The sequence below is a fragment of the Streptomyces sp. NPDC046335 genome, from assembly GCF_055587985.1.
This window is the reverse complement of sequence record NZ_JBVJFF010000003.1, coordinates 19,734-46,662: the sequence shown is the minus strand read 5'-3', so window position 1 is coordinate 46,662 and position 26,929 is coordinate 19,734. Positions and strand designations below refer to the sequence as shown.

Below are 26,929 nucleotides of genomic sequence, written 5' to 3'. Positions count from 1 at the left end.
CCGCTGAATTAACCGTGCCCATAGCCGCCTGGACAGCGAAAGGGAGTGGCCGACTTCTCGTACGGAATCCGAACCGACCAAACCGTCCGCCCGGCCCTGCCGCTGCCTCTCCCGCAGTGGCGGGGCTTTCTGCTTTCCGCCTGCTTTCCGCCTGCTTTCCGCCGTGAAAGACGCCCGTTCACCCGGTTGCCGTACGCCGCGTAGCCGTCTCTCTCCGTTTCGCGGAGGCTGATCGAGAAATCGGCACGGAGGAGACCTTGATGACCACAGCTCTGTCGGGGAACTGGGAACACGCCGTCGTCACCGGCGGAGGAGGTTTCGTCGGCTCTCACCTGTGCGCCGCCCTGCTGGCCGCGGGCACCGACGTCACCTGCGTGGACGACTTCAGCACCGGACGGCCGGAGAACCTCTCACCGCTCCTCGACCGCCCCGGCTTCACGCTCATACGGGCGAACGTCGCCGAAGGCCTCGGCGTCGACCGCCCGCCCGACCTCGTCCTCCACTTCGCCTCCCCGGCCTCGCCCGCCGACTATCTGCGGCTGCCCCTGCACACCCTGGAGACCGGCAGCCTAGGCACCCGCAACGCCCTGCGGCTCGCCCACCGCACCGGCGCCCGCTTCCTGCTCGCCTCGACGTCCGAGGTCTACGGCGACCCCCAGCAGAACCCGCAGGACGAGCGGTACTGGGGCCATGTGAACCCGGTGGGCCCGCGCAGCGTGTACGACGAGGCCAAGCGCTTCGGCGAGGCCCTGACCACGGCGCACGCCGAGGCCGAGGGCACCGACACCGGCATCGTGCGGCTGTTCAACACCTACGGGCCCCGCATGCGCGGCCACGACGGCCGCGCCGTGCCGACCTTCGTCCGGCAGGCCCTGGCCGGTGAGCCCCTGACCGTCACCGGTGACGGGAACCAGACCCGCTCGCTGTGCTACGTCGACGACACCGTGCGCGGCATCCTCGCCGCGGCGGCCCACGGAATGCGCGGCCCGGTCAACATCGGCAACCCCTCCGAGATCACGATGCTGGAGCTCGCGCGTCTGGTCATCGAGCTCGCCGGATCGCGTTCGGAGATCCGCTTCATCGACCGCCCGACGGACGACCCGGCCGTCCGCTGCCCGGACATCACCCTGGCCCGCGACAAGCTCCAGTGGGAGCCGCGCGTCGACGCGACGGACGGCCTCCGGCGCACGATCGAGTGGTTCCGCGGCACAGCGGACCACTGACCGCAGGGCGGCGCCCCGGCACCACGACTGCGCGGGAGACCTGCCTGCCCAGACCAGCCCGGTCATGTTCCCCGTCCCCGCGACCGCCGAAAGAAGGCCGGATCTCCCATGCGCATCCTCGGAATCAACGCCCTCTTCCACGACCCCGCCGCCGCCCTCGTGATCGACGGCCGAACCGTCGCCGCCGCCGAGGAGGAGCGGTTCTCCCGGCGCAAGCACGGCAAGCGGCCCGTGCCGTTCTCGGCCTGGGAACTGCCCGAGCAGGCCGCCGCCTGGTGCCTGAGCAGGGCCGGTCTCCGTCCGGAGGACCTCGACGCCGTCGCCTACTCCTACGACCCGGGCCTCGCGCGGCCCGCCGAGTCGATGGGGCTGGACGACCCCTGGGACCACCTGCGCCAGACGTACGCCCGTGAGGCGCCCGGCTTCCTCAAGGCCGCGCTGCCCGGCCTCGACCCCGGCGTCGTCCGCTTCGTGCCGCACCACATGGCGCACGCCGCCTCCAGCGCCTTCGCCGCGCCGGGCGCCGAGGACTCCTCGGTGCTCGTCCTCGACGGCCGGGGCGAGCGCGCCTCGCACCTCGCCGCGCGGCGCGTGCGCAACGAACTCCGGGCGCTGTACGCGCAGGACCTGCCGCACTCCCTCGGCCTCGTCTACGAGGAACTCACCGGGCACCTCGGATTCCTCCGCTCCTCCGACGAGTTCAAGGTCATGGCCCTCGCCTCCCACGGCACCCCGCGCATGCTCCCCGAACTGCGCAGGCACGTGTACCCGACCGGCGACGGCGGATTCCGCGCCACCGCGGTGCCCTGGCATGAACTCTGCCCGCCCCGCGGCGCCGACGAGCCCTGGACGCAGGCCCACGCCGACGTGGCCGCGAGCGCCCAGGCCGTCCTTGAGGAGACCATGCTCGACCTGGCGCGCTGGCTGCACGGCAAGACCCACGACAGCGTGCTCACCCTCGCCGGCGGCGTCGCCCTGAACTGCGTCGCCAACTCCCGCATAGCCAGGGAGGGCCCCTTCTCCCGGGTGTGGGTCCAGCCCGCGGCCGGTGACGCGGGCACGGCCCTCGGCGGCGCGCTGCTGCTCACCGCGGGCGAGGGCGTCGAGCCCGAGCCCATGACCGGCGCCGACCTCGGCCGCGACTGGACGGACGCCGAACTGGGCGCCTGGCTGAAGACGGCCGCCGTCAGCTTCGAGCGGCCCGCGGACATCGCGGGGACCGTGGCGCGGGCGCTGGCCGACAACCGGATCGTCGCCTGGTTCCAGGGCCGCTCCGAGTACGGCCCGAGGGCCCTCGGGCACCGCTCGCTGATGGCCCACCCCGGCCACGCGGGCAACCTGGAGCGCCTCAACGACGTCAAGGGCCGCGAGCAGTTCCGCCCGGTCGCCCCGATGGTGCTCGCCGAACGGGCCCCGGAGATCTTCGACGGGCCGCTGCCCAGCCCGTACATGCTCTTCGTGCACGATGTGGCCGAGTCCTGGCGGGAGCGGATACCGGCCGTCGTGCACGTGGACGGCACGGCCCGCATCCAGACCGTCGACGCGGCGCGCGAGCCCCTTGTCGCCCGCATGCTGGGCGAGTTCGAGAGGCTCACCGGGCTGCCGGTCGTCGTCAACACCAGCCTAAACACCGCGGGCCGCCCCATGGTCGACGACCCGCGCGACGCCCTGGAGTGCTTCGGCTCCTCGCCCGTCGACCTCCTGGCCATCGGCCCGTACGCGATCCGCCGCCAGGACCTCTTCCGCGCCGACCTGCGTGCCGACGAGAACGGCGGTGCCTGATGGCCACCCGCGAGCGACGGCACGAAGGCACCGAAGGCACGTACGCGGTGGTGATCCCCACGCTCGGACGGCCCAGCCTCGGCGCGACCCTGCGCGCCCTCGCCGCCGCGACAGGGCCGAAGCCCGAGAGCGTGATCCTCGTCGACGACCGGCCGCACAAGCACGGCACCACACCGCTGCCGGTCGACGTCCCGGCCGCCCTGCGCCCGGTCACCGCCGTGGTGCCGGGCAGGGCGCGCGGCCCCGCCGCGGCCAGGAACACCGGCTGGCGGGCGGCCATGCGGGTGCCGTGGGTCGTCTTCCTCGACGACGACGTGGTGCCGGGGCCCACCTGGTGCGACGACCTCGCCCTCGACCTCGCCGCGGCCACCCCCGCCAACGGCGCCGTCACCGCCCGCATCGACGTGCCGCTGCCCGCGGACCGCAGGCCGACGGACTGGGAGCGCAGTACCGCGGGGCTCGCCACCGCCCGGTGGATCACCGCCGACATGGCCTACCGCCGGGAGGCGCTCGAAGCCGTCGGCGGCTTCGACGAGCGGTTCCGGCGCGCCTTCCGCGAGGACGCCGACCTGGCGCTGCGGGTACTCGCCGACGGCTGGACGGTGGCCCGAGGGGCGCGCTCCACGGCCCATCCGGTACGCCCCGCGGACCGCTGGATCTCGGTGCGCCTCCAGCGGGGCAACGCGGACGACGTGCTCATGACCCGGCTGCACGGCCCCGACTGGTGGACCCGCGCCGCAGCTCCCCGCGGCCGGCTGCCCCGGCACCTCGCGGTGACCGCGGCGGGCCTCGGCGCCCTCGCCTGCGCCGCGCTGCGCAGGCCCGCGGGCGCCACCGCCTGCGCCGCCGGCTGGCTCGCCGGTACCGCCGAATTCGCCCTGGCCCGCATCCTGCCGGGTCCCCGCCACCGCGAGGAGGTGGTCGCCATGGCCGTGACCAGCGCGCTCATCCCGCCCGCCGCCACCTGGCACTGGCTGCGCGGCCACCTCGCGCACCGCGGGGCCGCGCCGCTGCGGCCGGTGTCGGGACCGTCGAGGCCGCCGGGTACGCCGCTTCGGCCGCTCACCGGGGAACAGGCCGGCCGATGAACCGGCACCCGGCCGCGCAGACCCGGCCCCCCAGGGTCACCACCGCCATCGCCGAGACCGCCGACGGGCCCTGGCTGATCGACGGGCCCGCCCCGCCGCGCGGCCCGGGCGCGGCGGACCGGGACCTCCCCGCCGCCGTCCTCTTCGACCGTGACGCGACCCTCGTCGCCGACGTGCCCTACAACGGCGACCCCGCGCGGGTGCGGCTCATGCCGACCGCCCGCGAGGCCGTCGACGCCGTACGGGCCGCGGGCGTCCCGGCCGGCGTGGTGAGCAACCAGTCGGGCGTCGCGCGCGGCCTGTTGTCGCGCGCCCAGGTCGACGCGGTCCGGCGGCGCGTCGAGGAACTCCTCGGCCCGTTCTCCGTCTGGGCGATCTGCCCGCACGGCCCCGGCGACGGCTGCGGCTGCCGCAAACCGGAGCCGGGGCTCGTCCTCGCCGCGTGCGCACGGCTCGGGGTGCCCGCCGGACGCGCCGTCGTCATCGGCGACATCGGTGCCGACGTGGACGCCGCGCGCGCCGCCGGTGCGCGGGGTGTGCTCGTGCCCACCCCGGTCACCCGCGCCGAGGAGACCGCCGCCGCGGACGCCGTCGCCCCCGACCTGCTCACCGCCGTCGGCCTCGTCCTCGGCCGCCGGACCGGGGCCGCGCGCCCCTCCGGCGTCCGGCCGGGGGAGGGGGAGCGGCGATGAACGGCTCCCGCGCCCCTCTCGTGTCCGCCGCCCTGCCCCACCCGCCGACCGGACCCGGCCGCGCGCCCGGGCCGGAACGAGGAGCGACCGTATGAACATCCTGCTGTGGCACGTGCACGGCTCCTGGACGACAGCGTTCGTGCAGGGGCCCCACACCTACCTCGTTCCCGTCACACCGGACCGCGGCCCGGACGGGCTCGGCCGCGCACGCACCTTCGCCTGGCCCGACTCCGTACGGGAGATCACCCCCGGGGAGCTGCGCGACGCGCAGGTGGACCTCGTCGTCCTCCAGCGTCCGCACGAACGCGACCTGGCCGAACAGTGGCTCGGCGGGCGGCGCCCAGGCCGTGACGTGCCCGCGGTGTACCTGGAGCACAACGCGCCGGACGGCGACGTACCGAACACCCGGCACCCCTGCGCCGACCGCGACGACCTCACACTCGTGCACGTCACGCACTTCAACCGGCTGTTCTGGGACAACGGCGGTACGCGCACCGAGGTCATCGAGCACGGCATCGTCGACCCCGGGCACCAGTACACCGGACGGCTCGCCCGCGCGGCCGTCGTCGTCAACGAACCGGTCAGGCGCGGCCGGTACACCGGCACCGACCTCCTGGCCCACCTCAGCGAGGCGGCGCCCCTCGACGTCTTCGGCATGCGCACCGAGGGCCTCGCCGCGCACCTCGGCGTGGCCGATGACCGCTGCCGCGCCGCCGACCTGCCCCAGGGCGAACTGCACGCCGCGCTCGCGCGACGCCGCCTCTACCTGCACCCGGTGCGCTGGACGTCGCTCGGCCTGTCCCTCCTGGAGGCCATGCACCTGGGCATGCCCGTCGTCGCGCTCGCCACCACCGAGGCGGTCGAGGCCGTACCGCGCGGCACCGGCACCCTCTCCACCCGCCCCGACGTCCTCGCGCGGGCGGTCCGGCACTACCTGGCGGAACCGGAGGCGGCGGCCGAGGACGGCGCCCGCGCCCGTCAGGCGGCACTCGAACGGTATGGACTCAAGCGCTTCCTCGCCGACTGGGAGCGCGTGATGACGGAGGCGTGCTCATGACCTCGTCCCTGGACCCCTTCGACCCCGGCATCCCCGGAGCGCTGTCGATCGCGCTCGTCTCGGAACACGCGAGCCCGCTCGCCGCCCTCGGCGGCGTGGACGCCGGCGGACAGAACGTGCACGTCGCCTGCCTCGCGGGCGCCCTCGCCGACCGCGGCCACCGGGTCACCGTCTACACCCGCCGCGACGCGCGCGACCTGCCCGACCGGGTGGCGCTGCGCGACGGCGTCGAGGTGCGCCACGTGCCCGCGGGCCCGCCCGAGCCGATCCCCAAGGACGAACTCCTGCCCCACATGGCCGAGTTCGGGCGGTACATGGCCCGCAGCTGGCGCAACCGCCCGCCCGACCTGGTGCACTCGCACTTCTGGATGTCGGGGCTCGCCTCGCTCCGGGCCACGCGCGAGCTCGGCCTGCCGCTGCTGCACACGTACCACGCCCTCGGCACGGTGAAGCGGCGCCACCAGCGGCTCGCCGACCCCAGCCCGCCGCGCCGGGTCGCCCTGGAGACGGAGGTGGGCCGCGGCTGCCACCGCATCATCGCCACCTGCCGCGACGAGGTCGCCGAACTGGGCCGCATGGGCATACCCGCCACCAAGGTCGGCGTCGTGCCCTGCGGCGTCGACACCGACCTGTTCACCCCGCGCGGCCCGGCCGCCGAGCGCGGCCCCCTGCGCCACCAGCTGCTCCAGCTCGGCCGGCTCGTTCCGCGCAAGGGCGCGGCGGTCTCCGTCGCCGCGCTCGCCCTGCTGCCCGACACCGAGCTGGTGATCGTCGGCGGTCCTTCCGCCGACCGGCTCGACCAGGACCCCGAGGTGCGCAGGCTGCGCGCCCTCGCCCGGGACGCGGGCGTCGCCGACCGGGTCCGCTTCACCGGCGGCGTGCCGAGCGTGGACGTGCCGCCGCTGCTGCGCGCGGCCGACGTGGTGGTGTGCCCCGCCGACTACGAGCCGTTCGGCATCGTCCCGCTGGAGGCCATGGCCTGCGGCAGGCCCGTCGTCGCCAGCGCGGTCGGCGGACAGCTCGACACCGTCGCCGACCCGGCCACCGGGCGCCTGGTGCCGCCCCGCGACCCCGTGGCCCTCGCCCGCGCCGTCGCCGGACTCCTCGCCGATCCCGCGGGGCGCGAGGCGGGCGGCGAGGCGGGGCGCCGCAGGACCCTGCGCCGGTACGGCTGGCCACGGGTCGCCGCGGCCACCGAGGCCGCCTACTGCGAAGTGCTCGACGCCCGGCCCGTCGTGACGGGCGTCGGCGCGGTGTGAGGCCCTGACCGGCCCCGGGCCCCGTGGCCCGGGAGCCGGCGGCCCAAGACCCAGCGGCCCATCAGAAGGAGGTGCGGGCCCGCCGCCGTCCCCCGCGGACGCGGTACGCCCGAACAGCATGAGCGAATTCTCTGCACTCGACGCCGCACATCTGCACTGCCGATCCCTGGAGCGGGCGATCGTCCGGCTGCGCCGGGACGGCCTCGGCCGCATCACGGACTGGGGCGGCAGACTCGCCGCCGCACTGCCCGCGGGGAACCGGCTGCTCGCCGCGGGCAACGGCGGCAGCGCCGCCCAGGCGCAGCACCTGACCGCGGAGCTGGTCGGCCGCTACCAGCGGGAGCGGCCCGCGTACTCCGCGATCGCCCTGCACGCCGAGACGTCCAGCATGACCGCCATCGGCAACGACTACGGGTTCGAGCACGTGTACGCGCGCCAGGTCGCCGCCCACGGCAGGCCGGGGGACATCCTGCTGCTGCTCTCCACCTCGGGCCGCAGCGCCAACCTCATCACCGCCGCCGTGGCGGCGCGGGCCGCGGGGCTGCGCGTCTGGGCGCTCACCGGGCCGGGCCCCAACCCGCTCGTCGAGGCCGCCCACGACTCCCTCAGCGTCGCGGGCGACACCACGGCGACCGTGCAGGAGGCCCACCTCGTCGCCGTCCACCTGCTCTGCGAGGCCTTCGACGCGGCGGTCGCCGAACCGGCGGAGGCCGCGGTGCGGACCTCCGTACCGAGTGTGATCCGAGTCAACGGGAGCGTGTCATGAAGAACACCGGTCCCAAGCCGCTCGTCGTCGTCGGGGACGTCCTGCTCGACGAGGACATCGAAGGCATCGCCACCCGGCTCTCGCCGGACGCCTGCGCGCCCGTCGTCGACGTCACCGTCGACCGGCGGCACCCCGGCGGCGCAGGTCTCGCCGCCGCGCTCGCCGCCCGCGGCGGACGCGACGTGACCCTGGTGACCGCGCTCGGCGACGACCCCGCGAGCGAGGCCGTGCGCCGCGAACTCCGCGGCCGGGTGCGCCTGGTGGAGCTGCCGCTCGAAGGCACCCTGCCGGTGAAGACCCGCGTCATCGCCTCCGGGCGGCCGCTGGTCCGCATCGACCGGGGCGGCGGCACACCGGGCGAGCCCGACGCCGCGGTGCGCGACGCGCTGGCCGGGGCGCACGCCGTCCTCGTCGCCGACTACGGGCGGCACACCGCGAGCGCCGTACGCGAACAACTGGTGGCCGTCACGCCGCGTACACCCCTGGTCTGGGACCCGCACCCCAAGGGCGACGACCCCGTGCCCGGAGCGCGGCTCGTCACCCCCAACGCCGCGGAGACCCGCGCGCTGTGCGGTGGCGAGGACGAGACGCTGCGCGCCTACGCGGGGCGGGGCGCGGAGCTCGCCGAGCGCTGGCGGGTCTCCGGCGTCGCGGTGACCCTCGGCGACCGGGGCGTCCTGCTCACCCGCCCCGGCTCGGGCACGCCGATGCTCGTGCCGTCCCCCTACCGCGCCACCGGCGACGCGTGCGGCGCCGGTGACTGCTTCGCGGCGACCACGGCCGCGGCGCTCGCCGACGGCGCGCTGCCGGAGGAGGCGCTTCAGCGGGCCGTCGCGGAGGCCGCCGCGTTCGTGTCGGCGGGCGGCGCGACGAACCCCGCGCTGTGGCGGACGACGCCCGCGGCCCCGCCGGAGGAGAGCGCCCGCACCGACGCCTTCACCCTCGTGGAGCGGGTACGGGCGCGCGGCGGCACGGTCGTGGCGACCGGCGGCTGCTTCGACCTCCTCCACGCGGGCCATGTCGGCCTCCTGGAGAGCGCCCGGGGCATCGGCGACTGCCTGATCGTCTGCCTGAACTCCGACGAGTCCCTGACCCGCCGCAAGGGCCCCGGCCGCCCCCTCAACCGCCAGGCCGACCGCGTCCGCGTCCTGGAGGCGCTGGGCAGCGTCGACGCGGTGGCGGTCTTCGAGGAGGACACCCCGCAGAACCTCCTGGCGAAGCTCCGCCCCGATGTCTGGGTGAAGGGCGGCGACTACTCGGTCGAGGACCTCCCCGAGGCGGAGACCCTGCGGGCCTGGGGCGGCCAGGCGGTGGTCCTGCCGTACCTGGACGGCCGCTCGACGACACTGCTGGCCCGCAGAGCGGCAGCGGTGGTACCCGCTACCCAGCGGGAGACACCGTGAGGTGGTTACGCGGCCGTGCTCAGCGCGGGCTGGGCCGTGGCCTCGTTCGTGTCCGTCCGGACCAGTACCGGGGAGCCGACGCCGCGCCTGCGCAGCAGGAGGCCCGCGCCGACCGATCCTGCGATGAGGAGGCCGCCCGCGACGAGGGCGCCGCGTGCGCCGGCCAGTTCCATGAGGAGGCCGAGCGCGGGCGGGCCGCCCAGGCCCCAGGCCGTGCTGATGCTGCCCCACACGCCGAGGACGCGGCCGCGCATGTGGGCCGGCGGGTCGGTCTGGAGGACCGTCGTGCCCGCGGTGTCGGAGACCGATTCCACGACGGCCATCGGCAGGACGAGGACGAGCAGGACCGCGAAGGTGGGGGAGAGGCCCGCGAGGACCTGCAACAGGCCTCCCGCCGCGGCCAGCGTGCCCACCAGGCGCACGGACGGCTTCCGCAGCCGGGCGCCGAGCACCGCGCCGATGATGCCGCCGACCGCAAGCACCGTCGAGACCGTGCCGAACGCCCCCGCGCTCCCGGCCAGCGGCCCGGTGACCAGCACGACCAGCGTGAGGTTGTAGTTCCGGCCGAAGACCGCGCTGATCCCGGTGATGCCCGCGAGGGCGACCAGGCGGGGCCGCCGCATGAAGTACGCGATGCCCTGCCGCACGGTCATGTTCTCGCCCACGGTCGTGTTCTCGCCCACCGTCGCGGTGGCATCCTTCGGCCGCTCGGCCACCGCCCCGCGCACCGCCCCGTAGGCGGGACGCAGGAAGGGTATGACCGAGGCCACGAAGAGGAACGACACGCCGTTGGCGGCGTAGGCCGCGGCCGTGCCGAGGAAGCCGACCGTGACACCGCCGAGCGCGGCGCCCGCGAGCCGCCCCGCGCTGTGCACGAGCGAGCCCACGCCGATGGCCGAGGGCACGTCCTCCGGGGGCACGAGGTCGTTGCCGAGCAGCGAGCACGCGGGCCCGTCGACGGTGGCGATGACGCCGGTCACGGCGGCGAGCCCCATGAGGACGGTCAGGTTCAGCCCGCCGCACGCCACCAGGACGGCGGTCGTGAAGGCGATGACGCCCAGTAGCGCCTGGCTGACGGCGGCCGTGAGCTTGCGGGGCCAGCGGTCGACCGCGGCGCCGCCCACGACGCTCATCAGCAGCGCGGGCGCGGCCTGCACGGACATGGAGAGACCGGTGGCCGCCGCGGAGCCGGTGATCTGGAGCACCAGCAGGTTCTGCACGGTGAGCTGCATCCACGTACCGGCGTTCGACACGAAGTTCGCGACCGACCACCAGCGCATGCTGCGGTACTTCAGCGACCGCCACGGCGACCGTGACGCGTCCTGGGCAGGAGAGGACAAGGGAGAAGAAGAAGACACAGGCTACTCGGGGCTCGGGCGAGTCGGCGGGGACTCAAGCGTGGTTCCGGCGGTGTTTCCGGACGCGCGCAGCTCTGCGCGGTCGCTCCACCGGATCTGTTCGGCGCCGTGTCGCCGAGTAGGCGTCTCCTGGCCGGCGTCACGTCGTCGCGGACACTCCGGAGTACGGCGATGACCATCGTGGCAGATGGTCCTGAAGCGCTTCTGCCCCGCTTCGGGACGCTTCGCCCCCGCGACCGGCCGTGGAGCGCCAACTCCCTTGCCGTACGCGGGCATTCGTACTTCTGGTGTGCTTGCTCACACGCTTCTCCGGCGGCTTCTCCGGCGGCTCCCGACGTGCCGTGCGGCGTGCTCCGGGTCACAGTGGGAGGCAGGAAACCAAGGAAGGCACAGCATGGGCGCCGCAGCACAGATCGACCTCCACGGCAGACGCGCGCTGGTGACCGGCGCGGCCCGGGGCCTCGGCGCCTCGATCGCCCAGCGCCTCGCCGCGGCCGGGGCCACCGTCCTGGTCGCCGACGTCCGCAAGGACCTCGCCGTGGAGCTCTGCGCGGAGCTCACCGGCGAGGGGGGCGACGCCCGCTTCGTGGAGATGGACGTACGCGACGCCGTGGGCGTGGCCGCGGTCTTCCGGGATCTCGACGAGGCCGGGGAGCCGGTGGACATCCTGGTCAACAACGCCGCCGTGGACGTCTCCAAGCCGATCGAGCACCTGACGGCCGACGAGGTGACCCGGGTCGTCGAGACCAACCTGCTCGGACCCATGTACCTCTGCCTGGAGACCTACCGCCGCATGATCGCCCGTGGCGGCGGCCACATCGTGAACATCCTGTCCACCGCGGCGAACCGCACCTGGACCGAGGCGGGACCCTACGCGTCGGCCAAGTCGGGCCTGCGAGCGTTCACCCACACGCTCTTCAAGGAGGCGCAGCGCGACTGCGTCGGCATCGGCGTCACGGGCGTCATCGCGGGCGGCATGGAGACCGCGTTCATCATGGAGCGCTTCCCCGACGCCGACGTCACGATGCTCCAGAGCCCGGACATCGTGGCCGACACGGTCCTGTACGCGCTCTCGGTCCCGGCGGGCAGCGTGGTGGGCGAGCTGGTCGTCGTACCCCGCAGGGAGCCGTCCTGGCCCTGAGACGAAAAGGTGCTCCCATGCGTCGTCCCACGAGCTCTCCCACGAGCTCTCCCACGAGTTCTCCCACGAGTTCTCCCACGAGCCTTCGCGCAGGCCCCCTCATGGCGCGTCACGCGAGGCCTCCCGGCACGGAGGCGATGTTCTCCATGGCTCCCGTGGCCCCGCCCCCCTGGCGGCACGCCCTGGTGACCGCCGGTACCGGATTCCTCGGCTCACATCTGTGCGAGCGCCTGCTCGACGCGGGCGTCGCGGTCGACTGCGTGGACGACCTGCCGCTCGGCGCCGCCCGCGACATCGCCCACCTCGCCGGCCACCCCCGCTTCCGCCACCTGGAGCGGAACCTCGCGCGGCCCGGCACCCCGGACACCCTCGCGGGACCGTACGACCTCGTGCTGCACCTCGCGTGCCTCGCCCCGCCCGCCGCCTCGCGGCAGCGCCCGCTGGACGCGCTCGACGCCGCCAGCCTGGGCACACGCAACGCCCTCGCCGTGGCCGGCAGGGACGGCGCCCGCTTCCTGCTCGCCTCCACCTGCCACGCCGAGGGGGCCCCGCCCCGCGACAGCGCCCGTGACGAGGCCCGGCGCTTCGCCGAGACCCTGACCACCGCCTACGTGAGCGTGGAGGAGGCCGACGCCGGGATCGTGCGGGTCTTCCCGGCGTACGGGCCGCGCATGGGGCCCGGTGACGGCGGCATGGTCCCCGGACTCATCCGGCAGGCCCTCGACGGCGAACCGGTCACCGTCCCCGGCGACGGCAGCCACGCGCCCTCCCTCTGCTACATCGACGACACGGTCGACGGCGTGCTCCTGGTGGCCGCGAGCCGGTCGGTGCGGCCGGTCGACATCGGGGGCGACGACGGGACCACCGTGGCGGAGATCGCCCGCAGGGTCCTCGCCCTGACCGGCTCCGACGCGCCTCTGCGGTACACGGGCGCCGCGGTCCCCGAGCCGCCCCGGCCCCTGACGGGCTTCGCCCACGAGCTCTTCGGCTGGATCCCGAGGACGGGCTGGGACGACGGGCTGAAGCGCACCATCGCCGACTGCCTCGACCGCCGCGCCGAGGCCCGCTCCGAAGGCGGAGGCCAAGGCGTGCCGGGCGCGGAGAGGGGCACACGGCATGCGTGCTCGTGGTGAGAGGGAGGATGTGTCATGAAGGCGCTCGTGGTCTGCCCCGACAGCATGTCCGGGGTACTTCTGGCAGGTCCGGCGGTCCGCGCCGTCGCGGCCTCGGCGGACCACGTGACGGTGGTGTGCGGACCCCGCGGCGAACCCGCGGCACGGCTGCTGCCCGGCGTCGACGACGTCCTCGTACCGCGGGCGCCGTGGGAGGGTGACGGGCCGCGCCGGCGCCTGGCGGAGGCGGCGTTCGACGTCGCGCTCGTCCTGGCCTCCCCCGGGGAGAGCACGCTGACGGCCGCGCTGCTGCGGGCGGCGCAGGTGCCCCGCGTCGGGGCCGGCGGCACCGCGCACGACGCCGAGGCGGCGCTCGACACGGCGGCGGCCCTCGGCTTCCACCCGCGGCACGGGGACGACGGCAGGCTCCGCGTCCACCCCGGCCCCGACACCACCGGCCTCACGGGCAACGGCCCGTACGTCGTGCTGCACCCGGGCGCCGACGCCTCGGCCCGCGGCCGGGGCGCCGAACGCGCGGCCGATGCGGTCGCCCTGCTCGCCGACACCGGCCACCGCGTCGTCGTCACCGGCGGGCCCGAGGAGACCGGCCTGACCCGGCGGGTCAGCGGCGACACCGCCGTCGACCTGGGCGGCCGCACGGACCTGCGGACCCTGTCGGGCGTCCTGCGCGCCGCCGACGCCGTCATCGCGGGCAGTACGGGCCCCGCGCACCTCGCCGCCGCCGCGGGCGCCCCGGTCGTCCGCCCCCGCGGCACGGCCCTCGACGTGGTCCGCTCGGTGCAGAAGCTGCTGGCGCGGCAGACGGCGTAGTACGTACGGGCCGACGCCCCGCCGCTCAGCCCGGCCGCTCGGCGGAAGCGGCGGCCGTCGCGGGCTCCGCGTGCTCGCGGCCCCGCAGGTGGTAGACGTTGAACGCCTTGCGGATGACCGGCTGGGCCACGTTGCGCACCGGCACGCCGCCGCTGGTCATCCCGTGTTCGGTGCCCGCGTGCGCGTGGCCGTGGACGACGAGGTCCGCGCCCACCGCGTCGACGGCCTCGGCCAGCAGATAGCTGCCGAGGAACGGGTAGATCTCCGGGGGTTCGCCCGCCAGGGTGTCCGGCACGGGCGCGAAGTGCGTGAGCGCCACGCGGGCCTCGCAGCCCTGCTCGGCGAGATCGGTGAGGGAGGTCCGCAGGCCGTCCGCGCAGCGGCGGGTGTACCGGATGAAGTCCTTCATCATCCGCTCGCCGAACTCGCTGCCGCAGCGCCCGACGAACCCGCCGCCGAACCCCTTGGTGCCCGCGACGCCCAGGCGCGCCCCGTCGACCTCGACGACCGTGCCCTCGCCTTCGAGCACCCGTACCCCCGCGTCGCGCAGGATCGCGGTGACCTCGTCGGGCTTCTCGTCGTGGTGGTCGTGGTTGCCGAGCACCGCGATGACGGGGACCGGCAGCCCCGTGACCTCCTCGGCGACCACCCGGGCCTCCTCCGGTGTGCCGTGGCGGGTGAGGTCACCGGCCAGGAGCAGCAGGTCGGCACAGTCGGGCAGGGTCTCGAAGGCGGGCCGGAGCACTCCTCGGCTGTCGAGGCCCATGTGGATGTCCCCGACGGCTGCGACGCGGATCATGACAGTTCCTCCGGGTGGTCCGGGGTCGCCGTCTCGGCGACCACGATGTCGCAGTGGACCGTGAGACCCTCCAGTTCCTCGCGCACGGTGCGCAGCAGTTCCTCGCGGCAGTGCGCCGTGGGCACGGTCCCGGCGACCGTGACGGACGAGCCGCGGTTCTCCACGCGCAGGCCCAGCTCGCCCTGTTCCTCGGCGGCGAGCCGTTCCTGCAAGTGGGCGATGCGGTACTCGACGTTGGCCGGGTCGTTCATCGGTCTCCTCCTCGCGGTGCGACGACCTGAAGGCGTTCCAGCAGATAGAGAAAGGCGGCCGGCATCGGAGCGTCCTCGTACTCGCGGCGGACGGTCTCCCAGTCGACCATCTCGCGGAGCTGCCGCGCGATCGGCAGGACGGCGCCGAAGTCGCAGTGGTGCTCGGAGAACGCGGCGAGCAGGGCCCGCATCAGGTCGGTCGGCGCCAGGACCGGCATCCGTACGGAGTCCACCGGCAGTTCGGCGGCCCGTGCCAGCAGGTCGGCGGTGACGGGCTGGTGGGCCAGCTCGAAGATGAGGTCGATGTCCTGGCCCAGGCACTTGGCCTTGAGCAGCCAGTCCTCGGGCGGCTGATACACCGTCAGGCCTGCTTCGGTGAGCGTCGCCGCGACCGTCTCGGCGTCCTCCGGCTTGATGCAGAAGTCGGCGTCGTGCTGGAGGTTCCCCGCCCCGCCGTGCGCGTACACGGCGACGCTGCCCGCGAGGGCGAAGTCGTGGCCGTTCCTCTTCAGCAGGGAACCCACCTGCTTGGCCGCCTCCAGGATGGCCTGGTTGAGGTCGGGCGGGAGTTCCTCCGCGGGGGCGTCGTGCCGGGCTTCGTTCACCCCGATGGGCCCGGCCGCCGGACGCAGCTCGGTGACCGGCTGCTGTCGCTCGCCGGCGGCGTGGTCGGGAGTGGCGTTCTCTGCGTTCCGCGTCACCTGCTGCTCCGTTTCCGGACGCCGGCTGCTGCACTGACCGTGCAGGTCGGCCGTCTGAGACGATCCCTGCTCCAGGCACCACCGGTACCCGGTCCGCCGACTTCGACACGGGCCGCTTCGCCGCCGGCCTCCTGACGTGCGGGGCCGCGCGATGTCGCTCTTTCCTTATACCGCAGGGCCGCGGGGGTCACCTCAGGGCCGCCGCCAGGCGTCGCTGTGGAGGTGGGAGCCCGCCTGGGGGCCCATCCGGACCATGCCGCCGTCGGCGACGTAGGAGGCGCCGGTCACGTACGAGGCGTCGGGGCCCGCGAGGAACGCGATGATGGCGGCGATCTCCCGGGCGTCGCCGGGGCGGCCGAGCGGGATACCGGGGCGGCTCTCGGTGTGCACGTCCGTGTCCTCCTGGCCGGTCATGGGCGTGGCGATCTCGCCGGGGGCCACCGCGTTGACGGTGATGCCGTGCTCCGCGAGCTCAAGGGCCATCACCTGGGTCAGCAGCCCGAGCCCGCCCTTGGCCGCGCAGTACGGGGCCGCGCCCACGCGGGGCTGGTGCTCGTGCACGGAGGTCACATTGACGATGCGGCCGCCGTCGCCCTGCCGGATCATCCGGCGCGCGGCGTGCTGGCCGCAGAGGAACGGGCCGATGAGGTCCACGTCGACGACGTGCCGCACGTCCTCGTGGGTGAGGTCGAGGAAGGGCGTCGCGGTGCCCGTACCCGCGTTGTTGACCAGTACGTCGATCCGGCCGAGCCGCTCGGCGAGCCGGTCGACCACGGCCGCCTCGTCGGGCAGCCGGCTCAGGTCCATCCGGGCGACCTCCGCGCGCCTGCCGTGGCCGCGCACCTCCTCGGCCGTCCTCTTCGCGCCCTCCTCGTCGGTGTGCCAGGTGATCCCCACGTCCAGTCCTGCCGCGGCGAGCCGGACGGCCGTGGCGCGGCCGATGCCGGAGTCCGCGCCGGTGACGACGGCCGCCTTGGCCGGGGGAGCGGTGAGGTCGGTCATGGGGGTCTCCCTTTTTGGGCTTTTCGGGTGAGGGCGAGGCGATCGGGTACCCGGTGGCGCACGCCACGAACGGACACGGCCGCCGCCCGGGGCGACCATGGACATATCGGAATGTACCGGGCTGAATGGGAGGCGTACCTCATGAGTGAGAACACCCCGTCGCAGGCCGAGGGCGAGCGGGACACGGGCGCCGACGGCACGGGCCGGACGGCCCAGGACGAGCGGACCGATCCGCCGCGCACGACGCCCTCGCAGGCCGAGGGGGACGACGACCAGGACGCGGACGACACGGACGGGTGAGCGCGGCTCCCTCGGCGCGGACAGCTCAGACCCGCACCGACGGCAGCCCCGGACACACCACGGCAAACCATGATCACCAGGCACGGAGCACGTGCCGATCTCGGGTCGAAGGAGCAGACGCAGTGACCGACGTATCGAGCAAGGGCCCCGCCCCGGACGACAACCGGGAGACGCTCACCAACCGGCAGGGCCACCCGGTCCACGACAACCAGAACCAGCGCACCGTCGGCGCCCGCGGCCCCGCGACGCTGGAGAACTACCAGTTCCTGGAGAAGATCAGCCACTTCGACCGCGAGCGCATCCCCGAGCGCGTCGTCCACGCCCGCGGCGTCACCGCGTACGGCTTCTTCGAGGCGTACGGGACCTTCGGCGACGAGCCGATCGCCCGCTTCACCCGGGCCAAGCTCTTCCAGGAGCGCGGCAAGCGCACCGACGTCGCCGTGCGCTTCTCCACCGTCATCGGCGGCCGTGACTCCTCCGAGGCGGCCCGCGACCCCCGCGGCTTCGCCGTGAAGTTCTACACCGAGGACGGCAACTGGGACCTCGTCGGCAACAACCTCGGCGTCTTCTTCATCCGCGACGCGATCAAGTTCCCCGACGTCATCCACGCGCTCAAGCCGGACCCCGTCACCTTCGAGCAGCAGCCGCGCCGCATCTTCGACTTCATGTCACAGACGCCCGAGTCCATGCACATGCTGGTCAACCTGTTCAGCCCGCGCGGCATCCCCTCGGACTACCGCCACATGCAGGGCTTCGGCGTCAACACCTACAAGTGGGTCAACGCACAGGGCGAGTCCCTCCTGGTCAAGTACCACTGGATGCCCAAGCTGGGCGTCCGCAGCATGACCGCGGAGGACGCCGCCAACGTACAGGCGCAGGGCCTCGGGCACGCCACCAAGGACCTGTACGAGGCGGTCGGGCGCGGCGACCACCCCGAGTGGGAGCTGCTCGTCCAGGTCATGGACGACCACGACCACCCCGAGCTGGACTTCGACCCGCTCGACGACACCAAGACCTGGCCCGAGCAGGACTTCCCGCCCAAGGCCGTCGGCCGGATGGTGCTCGACCGGATGCCGGACAACTACTTCGCGGAGAACGAGCAGATCTCCTTCGGCACCGGCGTCCTGGTCGACGGCCTCGACTTCTCCGACGACAAGATGCTCGTGGGCCGCACCTTCTCCTACAGCGACACCCAGCGCCACCGCGTCGGCCCCAACTACCTGCAACTCCCGGTCAACCACGCCAAGAACGCGAACGTCCGCACCAACCAGCGCGACGGACAGATGACCTACCACGTCGACCGCGGCGGCGAGAACCCCATCGTCAACTACGAGCCGTCCATCACCGGCGGCCTGCGCGAGGCCCAGTACGCCACCGAGGACGAACAGGGCCCCGAGATCCGCGGCAGGCTCACCCGCAGGCGCATCCCGCGCACCAACGACTACCTCCAGGCGGGCCAGCGCTACCTCCTGATGGAGCAGTGGGAGCGCGACGACCTCGTGGAGAACCTCGTCGGCATGCTGTCCCAGTGTGACCGGGCGGTTCAGGAGCGGATGGTCTGGCACTTCCTGCTCGTCGAGAACGACCTCGGTCTGAGGATCGGCGAGGGCCTCGGCATCGGGCCCAAGGACGTCGCGGGACTCCAGCCGCTGGCGAGCCAGGACCTGACCGAGGAGGACCGCAAGCGGCTCGCCAACCTCGGCGAGAACCCGCCGCGCGACGTCGAGGGGCTGACCATGACGCACTGCGTCCCCGACGAGCGACACGTCGTCTCGCGCTGACACAGCCGTGGTCAGGAGGAAGAGGTACGCGGTCGCGGCCTCCGGGCAGTGGGTCGAGGAGGAGGAGGGCCGCCGCAGGCTGCCCTCCGGGGAGGCGCACGCCTGGGAGCCGGGCCGCAACGAGACCGTCTGCGGGCTCTCCCTGCACCGCTCGCAGCTCACCCGCTTCCCCCATGTGCCGTGGACCGACGCCATCCCCGAGTCCGGCGGCGCCGCCGACCGCGTACAGCGGCTCTGCCCGCGGTGCGCCTCCGTCGCCGGACGCACGGGGGCCGACGCCCGGCCCCCGTGGCGGCGGGAGAACCCCCGCCCGTGAGCCGGGCACCGGCCCCGACGTCCCCTCAGGCGGCCGGCGCCCCGGCCGTGGTGGTCAGGGACAGCGCGTCGCCCTCGACGTCCACCGTGACCCGGCTGCCCGGCGTGAGCCGGCCGTCCAGAAGCAGCCGGGAGAGCCGGTTGTCCACCTCGCGCTGAATCGTGCGGCGCAGCGGACGCGCCCCGTACTCCGGCTGGTGCCCGGTCCGTGCCAGCCAGTCCACCGCCGCCGGGGTGAACTCGATGGTGACGTCCTGCGCGTGCAGCCGGCGCCGGGTCTCCTCCAGGAGGAGATCGGTGACCTGCCGGAGCTGCTCGTCCGTGAGCCGCCGGAAGATGACCACCTCATCGATACGGTTGAGGAACTCCGGCCTGAAGTGTTCGCGCAGCGGCCGCATCACCTGCTCGCGCCGCGCCTCCTCGTCCGCCTCGGACCCGTCCGCGCGGAAGCCGAGGGTGCCGCCGCGCCCGGTCAGCGCCTCGGAGCCGAGGTTGCTCGTCATCACGATGACGGTGTTGGTGAAGTTCACCGTCCGCCCCTGCGCGTCGGTGAGACGTCCGTCGTCAAGGACCTGGAGCAGGGTGTTGAAGACATCGGGGTGGGCCTTCTCCACCTCGTCGAGCAGCAGCAGCGAGTACGGGTGACGGCGGACGGCCTCGGTGAGCTGGCCCGCCTCCTCGTGGCCCACGTACCCGGGTGGCGCCCCGACGAGCCTGCTGACGGTGTGCCGCTCCTGGAACTCGCTCATGTCCAGGCGGACCATCCGGTCCTCGCTGCCGAACAGCGCCTCGGCCAGCGCCCGCGCCAGCTCCGTCTTGCCGACGCCCGTCGGGCCGAGGAAGAGGAAACTGCCGATGGGCCGGTCCGGGCTCGATAGGCCCGAGCGGGAGCGCAGGACCGCCTCCGCCACCGCGCTGACGGCTTCCTCCTGCCCGACGACCCGCTCGTGCAGATGCGCCTCCAGACCGAGCAGGCGCTGCTTCTCCTCCTGTGTGAGGGTGCTCACCGGGATGCCGGTCTGCCGGGACACCACCTCGGCGATGTCCTCGGCGGTCACCTCCACGATCTGCCCGTCGCCCGGCTCGCGGCTCCGCCCCGCGCCGATCTTGCGGGCGAGGTCGGTGACACGGTCCCGCAGCTCGGTGGCCCGCTCGTACTGCTCCGCCGCCACCGCCTGGTCCTTGTCCCGGGTGAGCTGCTCCATCTCGCGCTCCAGGGCCCGTACGTCGGTGCCCTTCGTGCTGGCCCGCAGCCGCACCCGCGCGCCCGCCTGGTCCATGAGGTCGATGGCCTTGTCGGGCAGGAAGCGCTCGGTGAGATAGCGGTCGGACAGCTCCACGGCGGCCAGCAGCGCGTCGTCGGCGTAGCGGACCTGGTGGTGCGCCTCGTAGCGGTCGCTCAGCCCCCGCAGGATCTCCACCGCGTCCGCCGGGCTCGGCTCCGCGACCAGGATCGGCTGGAAGCGGCGGGCGAGCGCGGCGTCCTTCTCGATGTAGCGCCGGTACTCCTCCAGGGTGGTCGCCCCGATGACGTGCAGCTCACCCCTGGCGAGGGCGGGCTTGAGCATGTTGCCCGCGTCCATCGAGCCGCCCTCGGAACCGCCGCCGCCGGCCCCGACCATGGTGTGCAGCTCGTCGATGAACACGATCAGCTGGTCGGAGTGGGCGCGGACCTCCTCGATGATGCTGTTCAGCCGCTCCTCGAAGTCACCGCGGTAGCGGGTGCCCGCCACGACCCCGGACAGGTCGAGGGCGATGACGCGGCGGCCCGCCAGGGTCTCCGGTACGTCGCCGTCGGCGATCCGCTGGGCCAGGCCCTCCACCACGGACGTCTTTCCGACGCCCGCGTCACCGATCAGCACCGGGTTGTTCTTGCCGCGCCGGGAGAGCACCTCGATGGTCTGCTCGATCTCCTCCTCGCGGCCGATCACCGGGTCCACGCCGCCCTCGGCGGCCCGCGCGGTCAGGTCCCGCCCGAACTGGTCGAGGGTGGGCGTCGCGCCGCCACCGCCACCGCCGCCCTGCCGCTGCTCGGCGTGGCCGCCCGACTGGCCCTGCGGCGGCTGCGGGGACGGGCCCGGGTCGAAGCGGGCCGCGTTGAGGATGTGCCCGGCCGCCGAGTCGGGGTTGGCGGCAAGCGCCATGACGATGTGCTCCGGGCCGATGTACCCGGCGCCGACCGCCCGCGCCACCTCGTGCGCGTCGAGCAGGGCACGCTTCACGGCCGGGGTGAGCGCGACGGCCTGCGTGGGCACGGCGCCCTCGGTCTCCGCGGAGTGCCGGTCGATCTCCTCGGCGATCTGCTCGGGGTCTGCCCCCGAGCGCGCGACAAGGCCGCGGGTCGGCTCGATGGTCAGCGCCGCCCGCAGCAGATGCTCGGTGTCGAGGTTGCTCTTGCCGCGCTCGGCCGCGTACGAGGCCGCGGCCGCCACGAGCTGCCGCGCCGGGCCGCTCATCATCCTGCCGATGTCGATCTGCCGTCGGCCGCTGCCGAGGAACCGTGCGAAGAGCTCCCCGAACGGGTCCTGCCCGAACCCTTCGGGGCCGATGAAACCGCTGCTCATAGCCGTCCGTTCCGGCGTCCCTGCACCCGGGACACCCTGGTGCGTGATCGTGTCGTACCCGTTTCGCGTACCCGTACCTAGGGGGCGGGTGGCATCTCCTCGTCGGGGACGACGTGGACCGCGGCCTCCTCGGCGGACGCCGCGCCCCCGTCGATCCCCTCGTCCGTCGCGACGACCTCCTTCGTGGTGTCCGTGTGGGCGCCCTCGTCCGGGGCGACGAGGCGGCCCGCGCGGCTCTCCCCGGCCTCCGGGTCCACGGGCTCGCCCTCGCCGTCCCGCAGGTCGCCGATGCCGTCACCGCCCGCGGGCTCCGTGTCGGGCACCTCCTGCGCGAGCCGCTCGTCGAGCGTCTCGCCCTCGTGCTGCTCCTCCGCCGTGGTGCCCGTCTTGTTGACGCCGAGGGGCTTCTCCGGCGGCGAGTAGCCCTCGTCGAGGATGTCGTCGTAACTACGCTCGTCCACCGCGTCCTGGAGGTCCAGCGGAGCCGCGTCCTCCTGCTCCTCGTTGTCGCCGGTGGGCTGGTAGGCGTCGTCCGCCATGTTCTGGTCGCTCATCACTACCTCGCGCTAGGGGTCGTCAGAGATCGCGCTTCGCCCTTAGATCGTCGCGCGTAGGTGCTCGAAGTGCCCGCGGCGGACTGAGCCAAACGCCCCGCCGGGCGGTCTGGCGGCACGCTTCCGGGGCACTTTTGAACCATGCGCGAGACGCGGCGGCTGCGGACCAGCCACATCGAAGGACCCGGGCTCACCCGCGTCCGTTCGGGCCGCGGATTCCGCTATACGGATGCCTCGGGGCGCCCCGTCACCGACCCCGGGGAGAAGGAGCGCCTGCGGCGGCTCGTCATCCCGCCGGCCTGGCGGGACGTGTGGATCTGCCCGTGGCCCAACGGACACCTGCAAGCCGTCGGCACCGACGCCGCGGGCAGGCGCCAGTACCTCTACCACCCGCGCTTCCGCGAGCAGCAGGAGGCGGCGAAGCACGAGCACGTGCTCGAAGCCGCCGCCGCCCTCCCCGACGTGCGCGCCCAGGTCGCACAGGACCTCGCCGGGCGCGGCCTCAGCCGCGAACGGGTCCTCGCCTGCGCCGTACGGATGCTCGACCTCGGCTTCTTCCGGATCGGCAACGAGTCCTACCGGCGGGACCACGGCACGTACGGCTTGACCACCCTCCTCAGGGAGCACGTCTCCTGCCGGTCCGGCGAGGTCTGTCTCACGTACCCGGCGAAGTACTCCAAGACGCAGACACGCGCGCTCGTCGACCCGCCCGCCTGCAAGGTCCTGCGCTCCCTGCTGCGCAGGAAGGGCGGGAGCGACCGGCTCTTCGCGTACTGGCATGGCGGTGCCTGGCACGAGGTGCACGCCGGCGAACTCAACGCCTACCTGCGGGACAGCGCGGGCCGCGACATCTCCGCCAAGGACTTCCGCACCTGGCACGCCACCGTCCTCGCGGCGGTCGCCCTCGCCGTGTCGGAACGGATCGCCGAGGAGTCGAGGACCGCCCGCAAACGGGCCGTCACCCGGGCGGTCCGCGAGGTCAGCGAGTACCTCGGCAACACTCCGGCGGTGTGCCGGGCCTCGTACATCAACCCCCGGGTCATCGAGCTGTTCGACGAGGGCCGCACGATCGCCGGCGACCTGGACCGCCTGGGCGACGGCGGCCGTCCGGCGACGCAGGGGGCGATCGAGGAGGCGGTGCTGAGACTGCTGACGTGAACGGCGTCGCGCCCCACGGCGTGGTGGCCGTGGGGCGCGTGGTGACGTCACGTGTCGGTCAACCGGATCCGGCCCGGTACACGCCGCTCCTCCTGCCGCGTCCCGCGCCGCCCTGCGACTCCGCCTTCTTGGCGGCCATGGCGGCGGCCAGGGCGAGCAGGGTGGCGATGGCGCCGGTGATGACATTGCTGACCACGGTCCGCGTGGTGCTCTGGTCACCCGCGACGACCCAGGGCGCGACGATGGTCCACAGGCCCAGGGCACAGGCGGCCCAGGCCATGCTGTGGCTCCGGTCGTAGGCCCGCCCGAAGCCGCCGCTCATCAGCAGCGCGTAGGAGATGCCGACGATGAGGTTGACGACGCTGAGGCGCGTGAGGCCGTTGAAGCCCACGATCCAGGGCGAAGCGGCCAGGTAAAGGCCTGTCAGGAAGGCCAAGGTGTCGATGGCCTGCACCTTCGGTGTGCTCGCCATGCGCTCGGCACTCTCGTGGCGGGCCCGCATGTCGACGATGTCGGGGTGCGTTTCCATGGACGGCGACCTGGGAGAGGTTGTCACTGCGTCCACCTCCAGCTAGGTGGTTCTGTGCTGCGGACGGGGCCGCGAACCCGACGCCAGGACGGCGTCACACGGCCGGACCAGGACTCGAAGGCGGGGCGGAAGACCTCGCCGTGCGTCCAGAATACTCGGCTATGTCCGTGTTGTCGTACGCGATCGGAGAGGCAAGAACAAGGGCCGGAAGGGGGACGTGTCCCCCTTCCGGCCCCATGCTCCGGTGCTGTCCGCTCACACCATCTCCGGTTGCGCCTCCGCCGGTTTCGGTGCAGGGGCGAGCTTCGGTTCCCAGAGCTTGGTGGTGCGCATGTAGCCGTAGATCACCGAGACCATCGCCAGGACCATGAGCGGGCCGAAGACGTACGGGTGCTTGGCCATCGGCATCGGAATGAAGCGGTACGACAGCAGGAGCAGCGTGAAGACCGCCGCGCCGTAGGCGACCAGTTGGACCGCCGACCTGTCCCAGCCGCGGTCGAGCGCGCGCATCGCCGCGTCGATCGTGAACGCGAAGACGACGCCCGCGATGATGTCCGCGCCGTAGTGGTAGCCGAAGCCCAGCGTCGCGCCGAGCGTGGCGATCAGCCAGAACGTGCCCGCGAACCGCAGGAGGCGCGGGCCCCTGCGGGAGTGGATGAAGATCGTGGTGGCCCACGCCGTGTGCAGGCTCGGCATGCAGTTGCGCGGGGTGATCTCGTTGAAGTCCATGTGCTGCGGGGCGCTCAGCGGCGGCATGACGTCCGGCCACAGGTCGGCCGTCGCGAACTGCCCGCCGTCGGCGCCGTACGCGAAGATCGGTCCCACCACCGGGTAGATCATGTAGAAGGCCGGGCCGAGCAGGCCGATGACCAGGAAGGTGCGCACCAGGTGGTGGCCCGGGAAGCGGCGCTCGGTCGCGACGTTCCGCAGCTGGTACAGGGCGACGATGACCGCGGCCACGGCGAGCTGGATGTACACGTAGTCGAGGACGTGCGCGCCGACCGGGCCCGAGGCCTCGACCAGGCGGCCCACCAGCCAGGAGGGATTGCCGAGCGCGTGATCGGCGGTGCCCACGTACTGGTCGAGCACCTGGGGGCGGGTCTTCGAGGTGATGAGCAGCCAGGTGTCACCGGTCTTGCGGCCCGCCACCAGGAGCAGACCGAGGCCGACGCCCTTCAGGAGCAGGACGCGCTCCGAGCCGGTGCGGCGGACGACGGCGACGACCGCGACGCCGATGATCACCCACAGCGCGCCGTTGCCGAACATCATCTTGGCGTCGACCACCCAGCGCACCAGGAAGAAGACGACGTCGATGCCGACCGCGACACCGGCGGCGATGAACCGCTGCCGCCAGGTGAGCACCACCATCATCAACGCCATGCTGGCGTACAGCAGCGGCCCCGACTTGGGTGCGAAGAGCACCTCGCGCGCCTGGTTCGTGATCGGCCCCGGCAGGCCGTAGTGGCGCGCGGCGATCTCCAGCGCGACGAGGAACCCCAGCCCCACCACGACGACCGCGGTCCACAGCAGCGCCCGCGGCCGGCGCCAAGCGGTGACCAGGTTTCTGTAGTTTTCCCGCGAAGTTATTCGCGATGCCATAGATATCAACTGTTTGGCCGATGTGTTAGATGTCGGAACAAGGTGACCCTCGTGAGCCAGATCATGCTAACGGAGCAGTGGGCATGGCTTCCCGGGGTTACGGCCCCACCTCGTGCCGCCTGCTGGGCCGACCGGGGCCCAGCAGTCTCTGACCTGCGCGGACGGGCGACTCAGCCGGCCCGGCGGCAGTCCTGGAGCATCTCGGCCACGAGGAACGCCAGGTCCAGGGACTGGCTGTGGTTGAGGCGCGGGTCACAGGCTGTTCCGTAGCTGCGCGCGAGGTCGCCGACGCCCACGTCCTGACCGCCGCCCAGGCACTCGGTGACATCCTCGCCGGTCAGCTCGACATGGATGCCGCCGGGCTGGAGGCCCAGCGCCTCGTGCACCTCGAAGAAGCCCTTGACCTCGTCGATGACGTCATCGAAACGGCGGGTCTTGTAGCCGCCGTCCGCGGTGAACGTGTTGCCGTGCATGGGATCGGTGATCCAGCAGGCCTGGATGCCGTTGGCGACGGCCTTCTCCATCAGCGCGGGGAGCAGGTCCCTGACGCGCTCGCGGCCCATCCGGGTCACGAACAGGCGGCCCGGGCGGCGTTGCGGATCGAGCCGGTCGGCGTAGGCGAGCAGATCGTCGGCGGTGGCGGAGGGGCCGAGCTTGATCGCGACCGGGTTCTCGATGCGCGAGAAGTACTCCACGTGCGCGCCGGACGGGTCACGGGTGCGTTCACCGATCCAGAGGAGATGCGCACTCGTGGCGTACGGTCTGCCGGTGTCGTCGTCCGGCCGCGTGAGCGCCGACTCGTAGTCGAGGAGCAGCCCCTCGTGGCTGGTGAAGAACTCGGTGATGTGCAGCCGGCGCGGATCGACCCCGCAGGCGCGCATGAAGGCCATCGTCCGGTCGATCTCGGTGGCCAGCCGCTCATAGCGGCCGGCGGCGGGGGAGTCCGTCAGGAAACCCTGGTTCCAGGCGTGTACCCGGTGCAGGTCCGCGAAGCCGCCGTCCGCGAAGGCGCGGACCAGGTTGAGCGTCGCGGCCGACGCTTCGTACACGCCGCGCAGCCGTGCGGGGTCGGGACGGCGCGCTTCGGCCGTGAAGGCCCGGTCGTTGACGGCGTCGCCGAAGTAGGAGGGCAGGGTCACCCCGTCGCGCGTCTCGGTGGGCCTGGAGCGGGGCTTGGCGTACTGACCGGCCATCCGGCCGATCTTGACCACGGGTACCGAGGCCCCGTGGGTGAGGATCGCCGCCATCTGGAGCAGGGTCTTCAGCTTGCCCTGGATGGAATCGGCGGTGACGCCGCCCAGGGTCTCCGCGCAGTCACCGCCCTGCAGGACGAACGCCTCCCCGCGCGCGGCGGCGGCCAGCCGGGACCGCAGCCGGTCGCATTCGGCGGGCTGAACGAGCGGGGGAGCGGCGGCCAGTTCGCCGGTGACGCGGCGCAGCGCGTCCCGGTCGTGCCAGTCCGGCTGCTGAGCGGCGGGCAGACCGCGCCAGCTCTGGGCCGCGGCCGGCTTCTCCATCGGATTCATTCGGTTCCCATTCCGGTGAGTGGGGTGAGTGCGTAATCCAATCCGCGCCGTCACAAAAGGGTCAAGCAATGCGGTGAATGGACCGTAGCGGCACCCGGGAATTGGTCTGGTCCCCCTCTCGCGGTGCCTGCTTGGCTG

Annotated in this window: 25 protein-coding genes; 15 read left to right on the top strand and 10 right to left on the bottom strand. The window is 73.4% G+C overall.

Annotation, left to right across the window (positions count from 1 at the left end; all coding sequences use genetic code 11):
- Positions 1 to 260: 260 nt before the first annotated feature.
- The 8 genes from ACZ6JY_RS07155 to rfaE2 all read left to right on the top strand — a co-directional run bounded on the left by ACZ6JY_RS07155 (position 261) and on the right by rfaE2 (position 9,270).
- Complete coding sequence (locus tag ACZ6JY_RS07155) at positions 261 to 1,223, top strand: NAD-dependent epimerase/dehydratase family protein (RefSeq protein ID WP_469193103.1); 963 nt, start codon at positions 261 to 263, stop codon at positions 1,221 to 1,223.
- Between the two features lie 108 nt (positions 1,224 to 1,331).
- A complete protein-coding gene (locus ACZ6JY_RS07150) occupies positions 1,332 to 3,005 on the top strand; it encodes a carbamoyltransferase family protein (RefSeq protein ID WP_469193101.1) in 1,674 nt (557 codons plus the stop codon).
- Positions 3,005 to 4,093 (top strand): glycosyltransferase family 2 protein, encoded by a 1,089-nt coding sequence (locus ACZ6JY_RS07145; RefSeq protein ID WP_469193100.1) that lies wholly within the window; start codon positions 3,005 to 3,007, stop codon positions 4,091 to 4,093. Before ACZ6JY_RS07150 ends, ACZ6JY_RS07145 begins: the two co-directional genes overlap by 1 nt.
- Positions 4,090 to 4,785, top strand: coding sequence for a D-glycero-alpha-D-manno-heptose-1,7-bisphosphate 7-phosphatase (locus ACZ6JY_RS07140; RefSeq protein ID WP_469193098.1), 696 nt, complete (start codon positions 4,090 to 4,092; stop codon positions 4,783 to 4,785). Before ACZ6JY_RS07145 ends, ACZ6JY_RS07140 begins: the two co-directional genes overlap by 4 nt.
- A gap of 91 nt (positions 4,786 to 4,876) precedes the next feature.
- Positions 4,877 to 5,842, top strand: a complete 966-nt coding sequence (locus tag ACZ6JY_RS07135) for a glycosyltransferase (protein WP_469193096.1) — start codon at positions 4,877 to 4,879, stop codon at positions 5,840 to 5,842.
- Positions 5,839 to 7,101, top strand: coding sequence for a glycosyltransferase (locus ACZ6JY_RS07130; RefSeq protein WP_469193094.1), 1,263 nt, complete (start codon positions 5,839 to 5,841; stop codon positions 7,099 to 7,101). Before ACZ6JY_RS07135 ends, ACZ6JY_RS07130 begins: the two co-directional genes overlap by 4 nt.
- Positions 7,102 to 7,219: 118 nt before the next feature.
- Entirely contained in the window at positions 7,220 to 7,867 is a 648-nt protein-coding gene (locus ACZ6JY_RS07125; protein ID WP_469193092.1) for a D-sedoheptulose-7-phosphate isomerase, read from the top strand.
- Positions 7,864 to 9,270 carry a D-glycero-beta-D-manno-heptose 1-phosphate adenylyltransferase gene (rfaE2, locus tag ACZ6JY_RS07120; RefSeq protein WP_469193090.1) on the top strand — a complete coding sequence of 469 codons (1,407 nt, stop codon included), beginning with the start codon at positions 7,864 to 7,866 and terminating at the stop codon, positions 9,268 to 9,270. The genes ACZ6JY_RS07125 and rfaE2 overlap by 4 nt, the downstream gene beginning before the upstream one ends.
- Before the next feature lie 5 nt (positions 9,271 to 9,275).
- On the opposite strand, the gene ACZ6JY_RS07115 is transcribed toward rfaE2, so the two are convergent.
- Positions 9,276 to 10,550 (bottom strand): MFS transporter, encoded by a 1,275-nt coding sequence (locus ACZ6JY_RS07115; RefSeq protein WP_469193886.1) that lies wholly within the window; start codon positions 10,548 to 10,550, stop codon positions 9,276 to 9,278.
- Between the two features lie 472 nt (positions 10,551 to 11,022).
- On the opposite strand from ACZ6JY_RS07115, the gene ACZ6JY_RS07110 reads away from it, so the two are divergent.
- The 3 genes from ACZ6JY_RS07110 (at position 11,023) to ACZ6JY_RS07100 (ending at position 13,712) form a co-directional block, all read left to right on the top strand.
- Positions 11,023 to 11,769, top strand: a complete 747-nt coding sequence (locus ACZ6JY_RS07110; protein ID WP_469193088.1) for an SDR family oxidoreductase — start codon at positions 11,023 to 11,025, stop codon at positions 11,767 to 11,769.
- A 146-nt stretch (positions 11,770 to 11,915) separates the two neighbouring features.
- On the top strand, positions 11,916 to 12,902 hold the full coding sequence (locus ACZ6JY_RS07105) for an NAD-dependent epimerase/dehydratase family protein (protein WP_469193086.1): 987 nt from the start codon (positions 11,916 to 11,918) through the stop codon (positions 12,900 to 12,902).
- A 15-nt stretch (positions 12,903 to 12,917) separates the two neighbouring features.
- Positions 12,918 to 13,712: a glycosyltransferase family 9 protein gene (locus tag ACZ6JY_RS07100; protein ID WP_469193085.1), complete on the top strand. Its 795-nt coding sequence runs from the start codon at positions 12,918 to 12,920 to the stop codon at positions 13,710 to 13,712.
- Positions 13,713 to 13,737: 25 nt separating this feature from the next.
- Here ACZ6JY_RS07100 and ACZ6JY_RS07095 read toward each other — a convergent pair whose 3' ends face one another.
- From ACZ6JY_RS07095 to ACZ6JY_RS07080, 4 genes are all read right to left on the bottom strand, one after another.
- Positions 13,738 to 14,511: a metallophosphoesterase family protein gene (locus tag ACZ6JY_RS07095; protein ID WP_469193084.1), complete on the bottom strand. Its 774-nt coding sequence runs from the start codon at positions 14,509 to 14,511 to the stop codon at positions 13,738 to 13,740.
- Entirely contained in the window at positions 14,508 to 14,762 is a 255-nt protein-coding gene (locus ACZ6JY_RS07090; protein ID WP_469193082.1) for a hypothetical protein, read from the bottom strand. Before ACZ6JY_RS07090 ends, ACZ6JY_RS07095 begins: the two co-directional genes overlap by 4 nt.
- A complete protein-coding gene (locus tag ACZ6JY_RS07085) occupies positions 14,759 to 15,463 on the bottom strand; it encodes a nucleotidyltransferase family protein (RefSeq protein WP_469193080.1) in 705 nt (234 codons plus the stop codon). The genes ACZ6JY_RS07090 and ACZ6JY_RS07085 overlap by 4 nt, the downstream gene beginning before the upstream one ends.
- A 192-nt stretch (positions 15,464 to 15,655) precedes the next feature.
- Entirely contained in the window at positions 15,656 to 16,465 is an 810-nt protein-coding gene (locus ACZ6JY_RS07080) for an SDR family oxidoreductase (protein ID WP_469193078.1), read from the bottom strand.
- Between the two features lie 141 nt (positions 16,466 to 16,606).
- Here ACZ6JY_RS07080 and ACZ6JY_RS07075 point away from each other — a divergent pair, with 141 nt between their 5' ends.
- The 3 genes from ACZ6JY_RS07075 (at position 16,607) to ACZ6JY_RS07065 (ending at position 18,862) form a co-directional block, all read left to right on the top strand.
- Positions 16,607 to 16,765 (top strand): hypothetical protein, encoded by a 159-nt coding sequence (locus ACZ6JY_RS07075; protein ID WP_469193077.1) that lies wholly within the window; start codon positions 16,607 to 16,609, stop codon positions 16,763 to 16,765.
- A gap of 122 nt (positions 16,766 to 16,887) precedes the next feature.
- Positions 16,888 to 18,546, top strand: coding sequence for a catalase (locus ACZ6JY_RS07070; RefSeq protein WP_469193075.1), 1,659 nt, complete (start codon positions 16,888 to 16,890; stop codon positions 18,544 to 18,546).
- A gap of 7 nt (positions 18,547 to 18,553) precedes the next feature.
- The gene (locus tag ACZ6JY_RS07065; protein WP_469193073.1) at positions 18,554 to 18,862 is read left to right on the top strand and encodes a hypothetical protein; all 309 of its coding nucleotides are present in this window, start codon (positions 18,554 to 18,556) and stop codon (positions 18,860 to 18,862) included.
- Positions 18,863 to 18,887: 25 nt separating this feature from the next.
- Here ACZ6JY_RS07065 and ACZ6JY_RS07060 read toward each other — a convergent pair whose 3' ends face one another.
- Together ACZ6JY_RS07060 and ACZ6JY_RS07055 are read right to left on the bottom strand one after the other, a co-directional pair.
- Positions 18,888 to 21,425, bottom strand: a complete 2,538-nt coding sequence (locus ACZ6JY_RS07060) for an ATP-dependent Clp protease ATP-binding subunit (protein ID WP_469193071.1) — start codon at positions 21,423 to 21,425, stop codon at positions 18,888 to 18,890.
- 77 nt (positions 21,426 to 21,502) lie between these two features.
- Positions 21,503 to 21,979, bottom strand: a complete 477-nt coding sequence (locus tag ACZ6JY_RS07055) for a DUF5709 domain-containing protein (protein WP_469193069.1) — start codon at positions 21,977 to 21,979, stop codon at positions 21,503 to 21,505.
- A 141-nt stretch (positions 21,980 to 22,120) separates the two neighbouring features.
- Here ACZ6JY_RS07055 and ACZ6JY_RS07050 point away from each other — a divergent pair, with 141 nt between their 5' ends.
- The gene (locus ACZ6JY_RS07050) at positions 22,121 to 23,137 is read left to right on the top strand and encodes a DNA topoisomerase IB (protein ID WP_469193067.1); all 1,017 of its coding nucleotides are present in this window, start codon (positions 22,121 to 22,123) and stop codon (positions 23,135 to 23,137) included.
- Between the two features lie 58 nt (positions 23,138 to 23,195).
- On the opposite strand, the gene ACZ6JY_RS07045 is transcribed toward ACZ6JY_RS07050, so the two are convergent.
- The 3 genes from ACZ6JY_RS07045 to ACZ6JY_RS07035 all read right to left on the bottom strand — a co-directional run bounded on the left by ACZ6JY_RS07045 (position 23,196) and on the right by ACZ6JY_RS07035 (position 26,791).
- On the bottom strand, positions 23,196 to 23,666 hold the full coding sequence (locus tag ACZ6JY_RS07045; protein WP_469193065.1) for an SPW repeat protein: 471 nt from the start codon (positions 23,664 to 23,666) through the stop codon (positions 23,196 to 23,198).
- Positions 23,667 to 23,921: 255 nt separating this feature from the next.
- Complete coding sequence (locus ACZ6JY_RS07040) at positions 23,922 to 25,274, bottom strand: phosphatase PAP2 family protein (RefSeq protein ID WP_469193063.1); 1,353 nt, start codon at positions 25,272 to 25,274, stop codon at positions 23,922 to 23,924.
- 161 nt (positions 25,275 to 25,435) lie between these two features.
- On the bottom strand, positions 25,436 to 26,791 hold the full coding sequence (locus ACZ6JY_RS07035; RefSeq protein WP_469193061.1) for a class II 3-deoxy-7-phosphoheptulonate synthase: 1,356 nt from the start codon (positions 26,789 to 26,791) through the stop codon (positions 25,436 to 25,438).
- Positions 26,792 to 26,929 lie beyond the last annotated feature (138 nt).

Coding starts and splice junctions, on each gene's coding strand:
- ACZ6JY_RS07155 (WP_469193103.1), top strand. CDS start 261: ATGACCACAGCTCTGTCGGGGAACTGGGAACACGCCGTCGTCACCGGC.
- ACZ6JY_RS07150 (WP_469193101.1), top strand. CDS start 1,332: ATGCGCATCCTCGGAATCAACGCCCTCTTCCACGACCCCGCCGCCGCC.
- ACZ6JY_RS07145 (WP_469193100.1), top strand. CDS start 3,005: ATGGCCACCCGCGAGCGACGGCACGAAGGCACCGAAGGCACGTACGCG.
- ACZ6JY_RS07140 (WP_469193098.1), top strand. CDS start 4,090: ATGAACCGGCACCCGGCCGCGCAGACCCGGCCCCCCAGGGTCACCACC.
- ACZ6JY_RS07135 (WP_469193096.1), top strand. CDS start 4,877: ATGAACATCCTGCTGTGGCACGTGCACGGCTCCTGGACGACAGCGTTC.
- ACZ6JY_RS07130 (WP_469193094.1), top strand. CDS start 5,839: ATGACCTCGTCCCTGGACCCCTTCGACCCCGGCATCCCCGGAGCGCTG.
- ACZ6JY_RS07125 (WP_469193092.1), top strand. CDS start 7,220: ATGAGCGAATTCTCTGCACTCGACGCCGCACATCTGCACTGCCGATCC.
- rfaE2 (WP_469193090.1), top strand. CDS start 7,864: ATGAAGAACACCGGTCCCAAGCCGCTCGTCGTCGTCGGGGACGTCCTG.
- ACZ6JY_RS07115 (WP_469193886.1), bottom strand. CDS start 10,550: ATGCGCTGGTGGTCGGTCGCGAACTTCGTGTCGAACGCCGGTACGTGG.
- ACZ6JY_RS07110 (WP_469193088.1), top strand. CDS start 11,023: ATGGGCGCCGCAGCACAGATCGACCTCCACGGCAGACGCGCGCTGGTG.
- ACZ6JY_RS07105 (WP_469193086.1), top strand. CDS start 11,916: ATGGCTCCCGTGGCCCCGCCCCCCTGGCGGCACGCCCTGGTGACCGCC.
- ACZ6JY_RS07100 (WP_469193085.1), top strand. CDS start 12,918: ATGAAGGCGCTCGTGGTCTGCCCCGACAGCATGTCCGGGGTACTTCTG.
- ACZ6JY_RS07095 (WP_469193084.1), bottom strand. CDS start 14,511: ATGATCCGCGTCGCAGCCGTCGGGGACATCCACATGGGCCTCGACAGC.
- ACZ6JY_RS07090 (WP_469193082.1), bottom strand. CDS start 14,762: ATGAACGACCCGGCCAACGTCGAGTACCGCATCGCCCACTTGCAGGAA.
- ACZ6JY_RS07080 (WP_469193078.1), bottom strand. CDS start 16,465: ATGACCGACCTCACCGCTCCCCCGGCCAAGGCGGCCGTCGTCACCGGC.
- ACZ6JY_RS07075 (WP_469193077.1), top strand. CDS start 16,607: ATGAGTGAGAACACCCCGTCGCAGGCCGAGGGCGAGCGGGACACGGGC.
- ACZ6JY_RS07060 (WP_469193071.1), bottom strand. CDS start 21,425: ATGAGCAGCGGTTTCATCGGCCCCGAAGGGTTCGGGCAGGACCCGTTC.
- ACZ6JY_RS07055 (WP_469193069.1), bottom strand. CDS start 21,979: ATGAGCGACCAGAACATGGCGGACGACGCCTACCAGCCCACCGGCGAC.
- ACZ6JY_RS07050 (WP_469193067.1), top strand. CDS start 22,121: ATGCGCGAGACGCGGCGGCTGCGGACCAGCCACATCGAAGGACCCGGG.
- ACZ6JY_RS07045 (WP_469193065.1), bottom strand. CDS start 23,666: ATGGAAACGCACCCCGACATCGTCGACATGCGGGCCCGCCACGAGAGT.
- ACZ6JY_RS07035 (WP_469193061.1), bottom strand. CDS start 26,791: ATGAATCCGATGGAGAAGCCGGCCGCGGCCCAGAGCTGGCGCGGTCTG.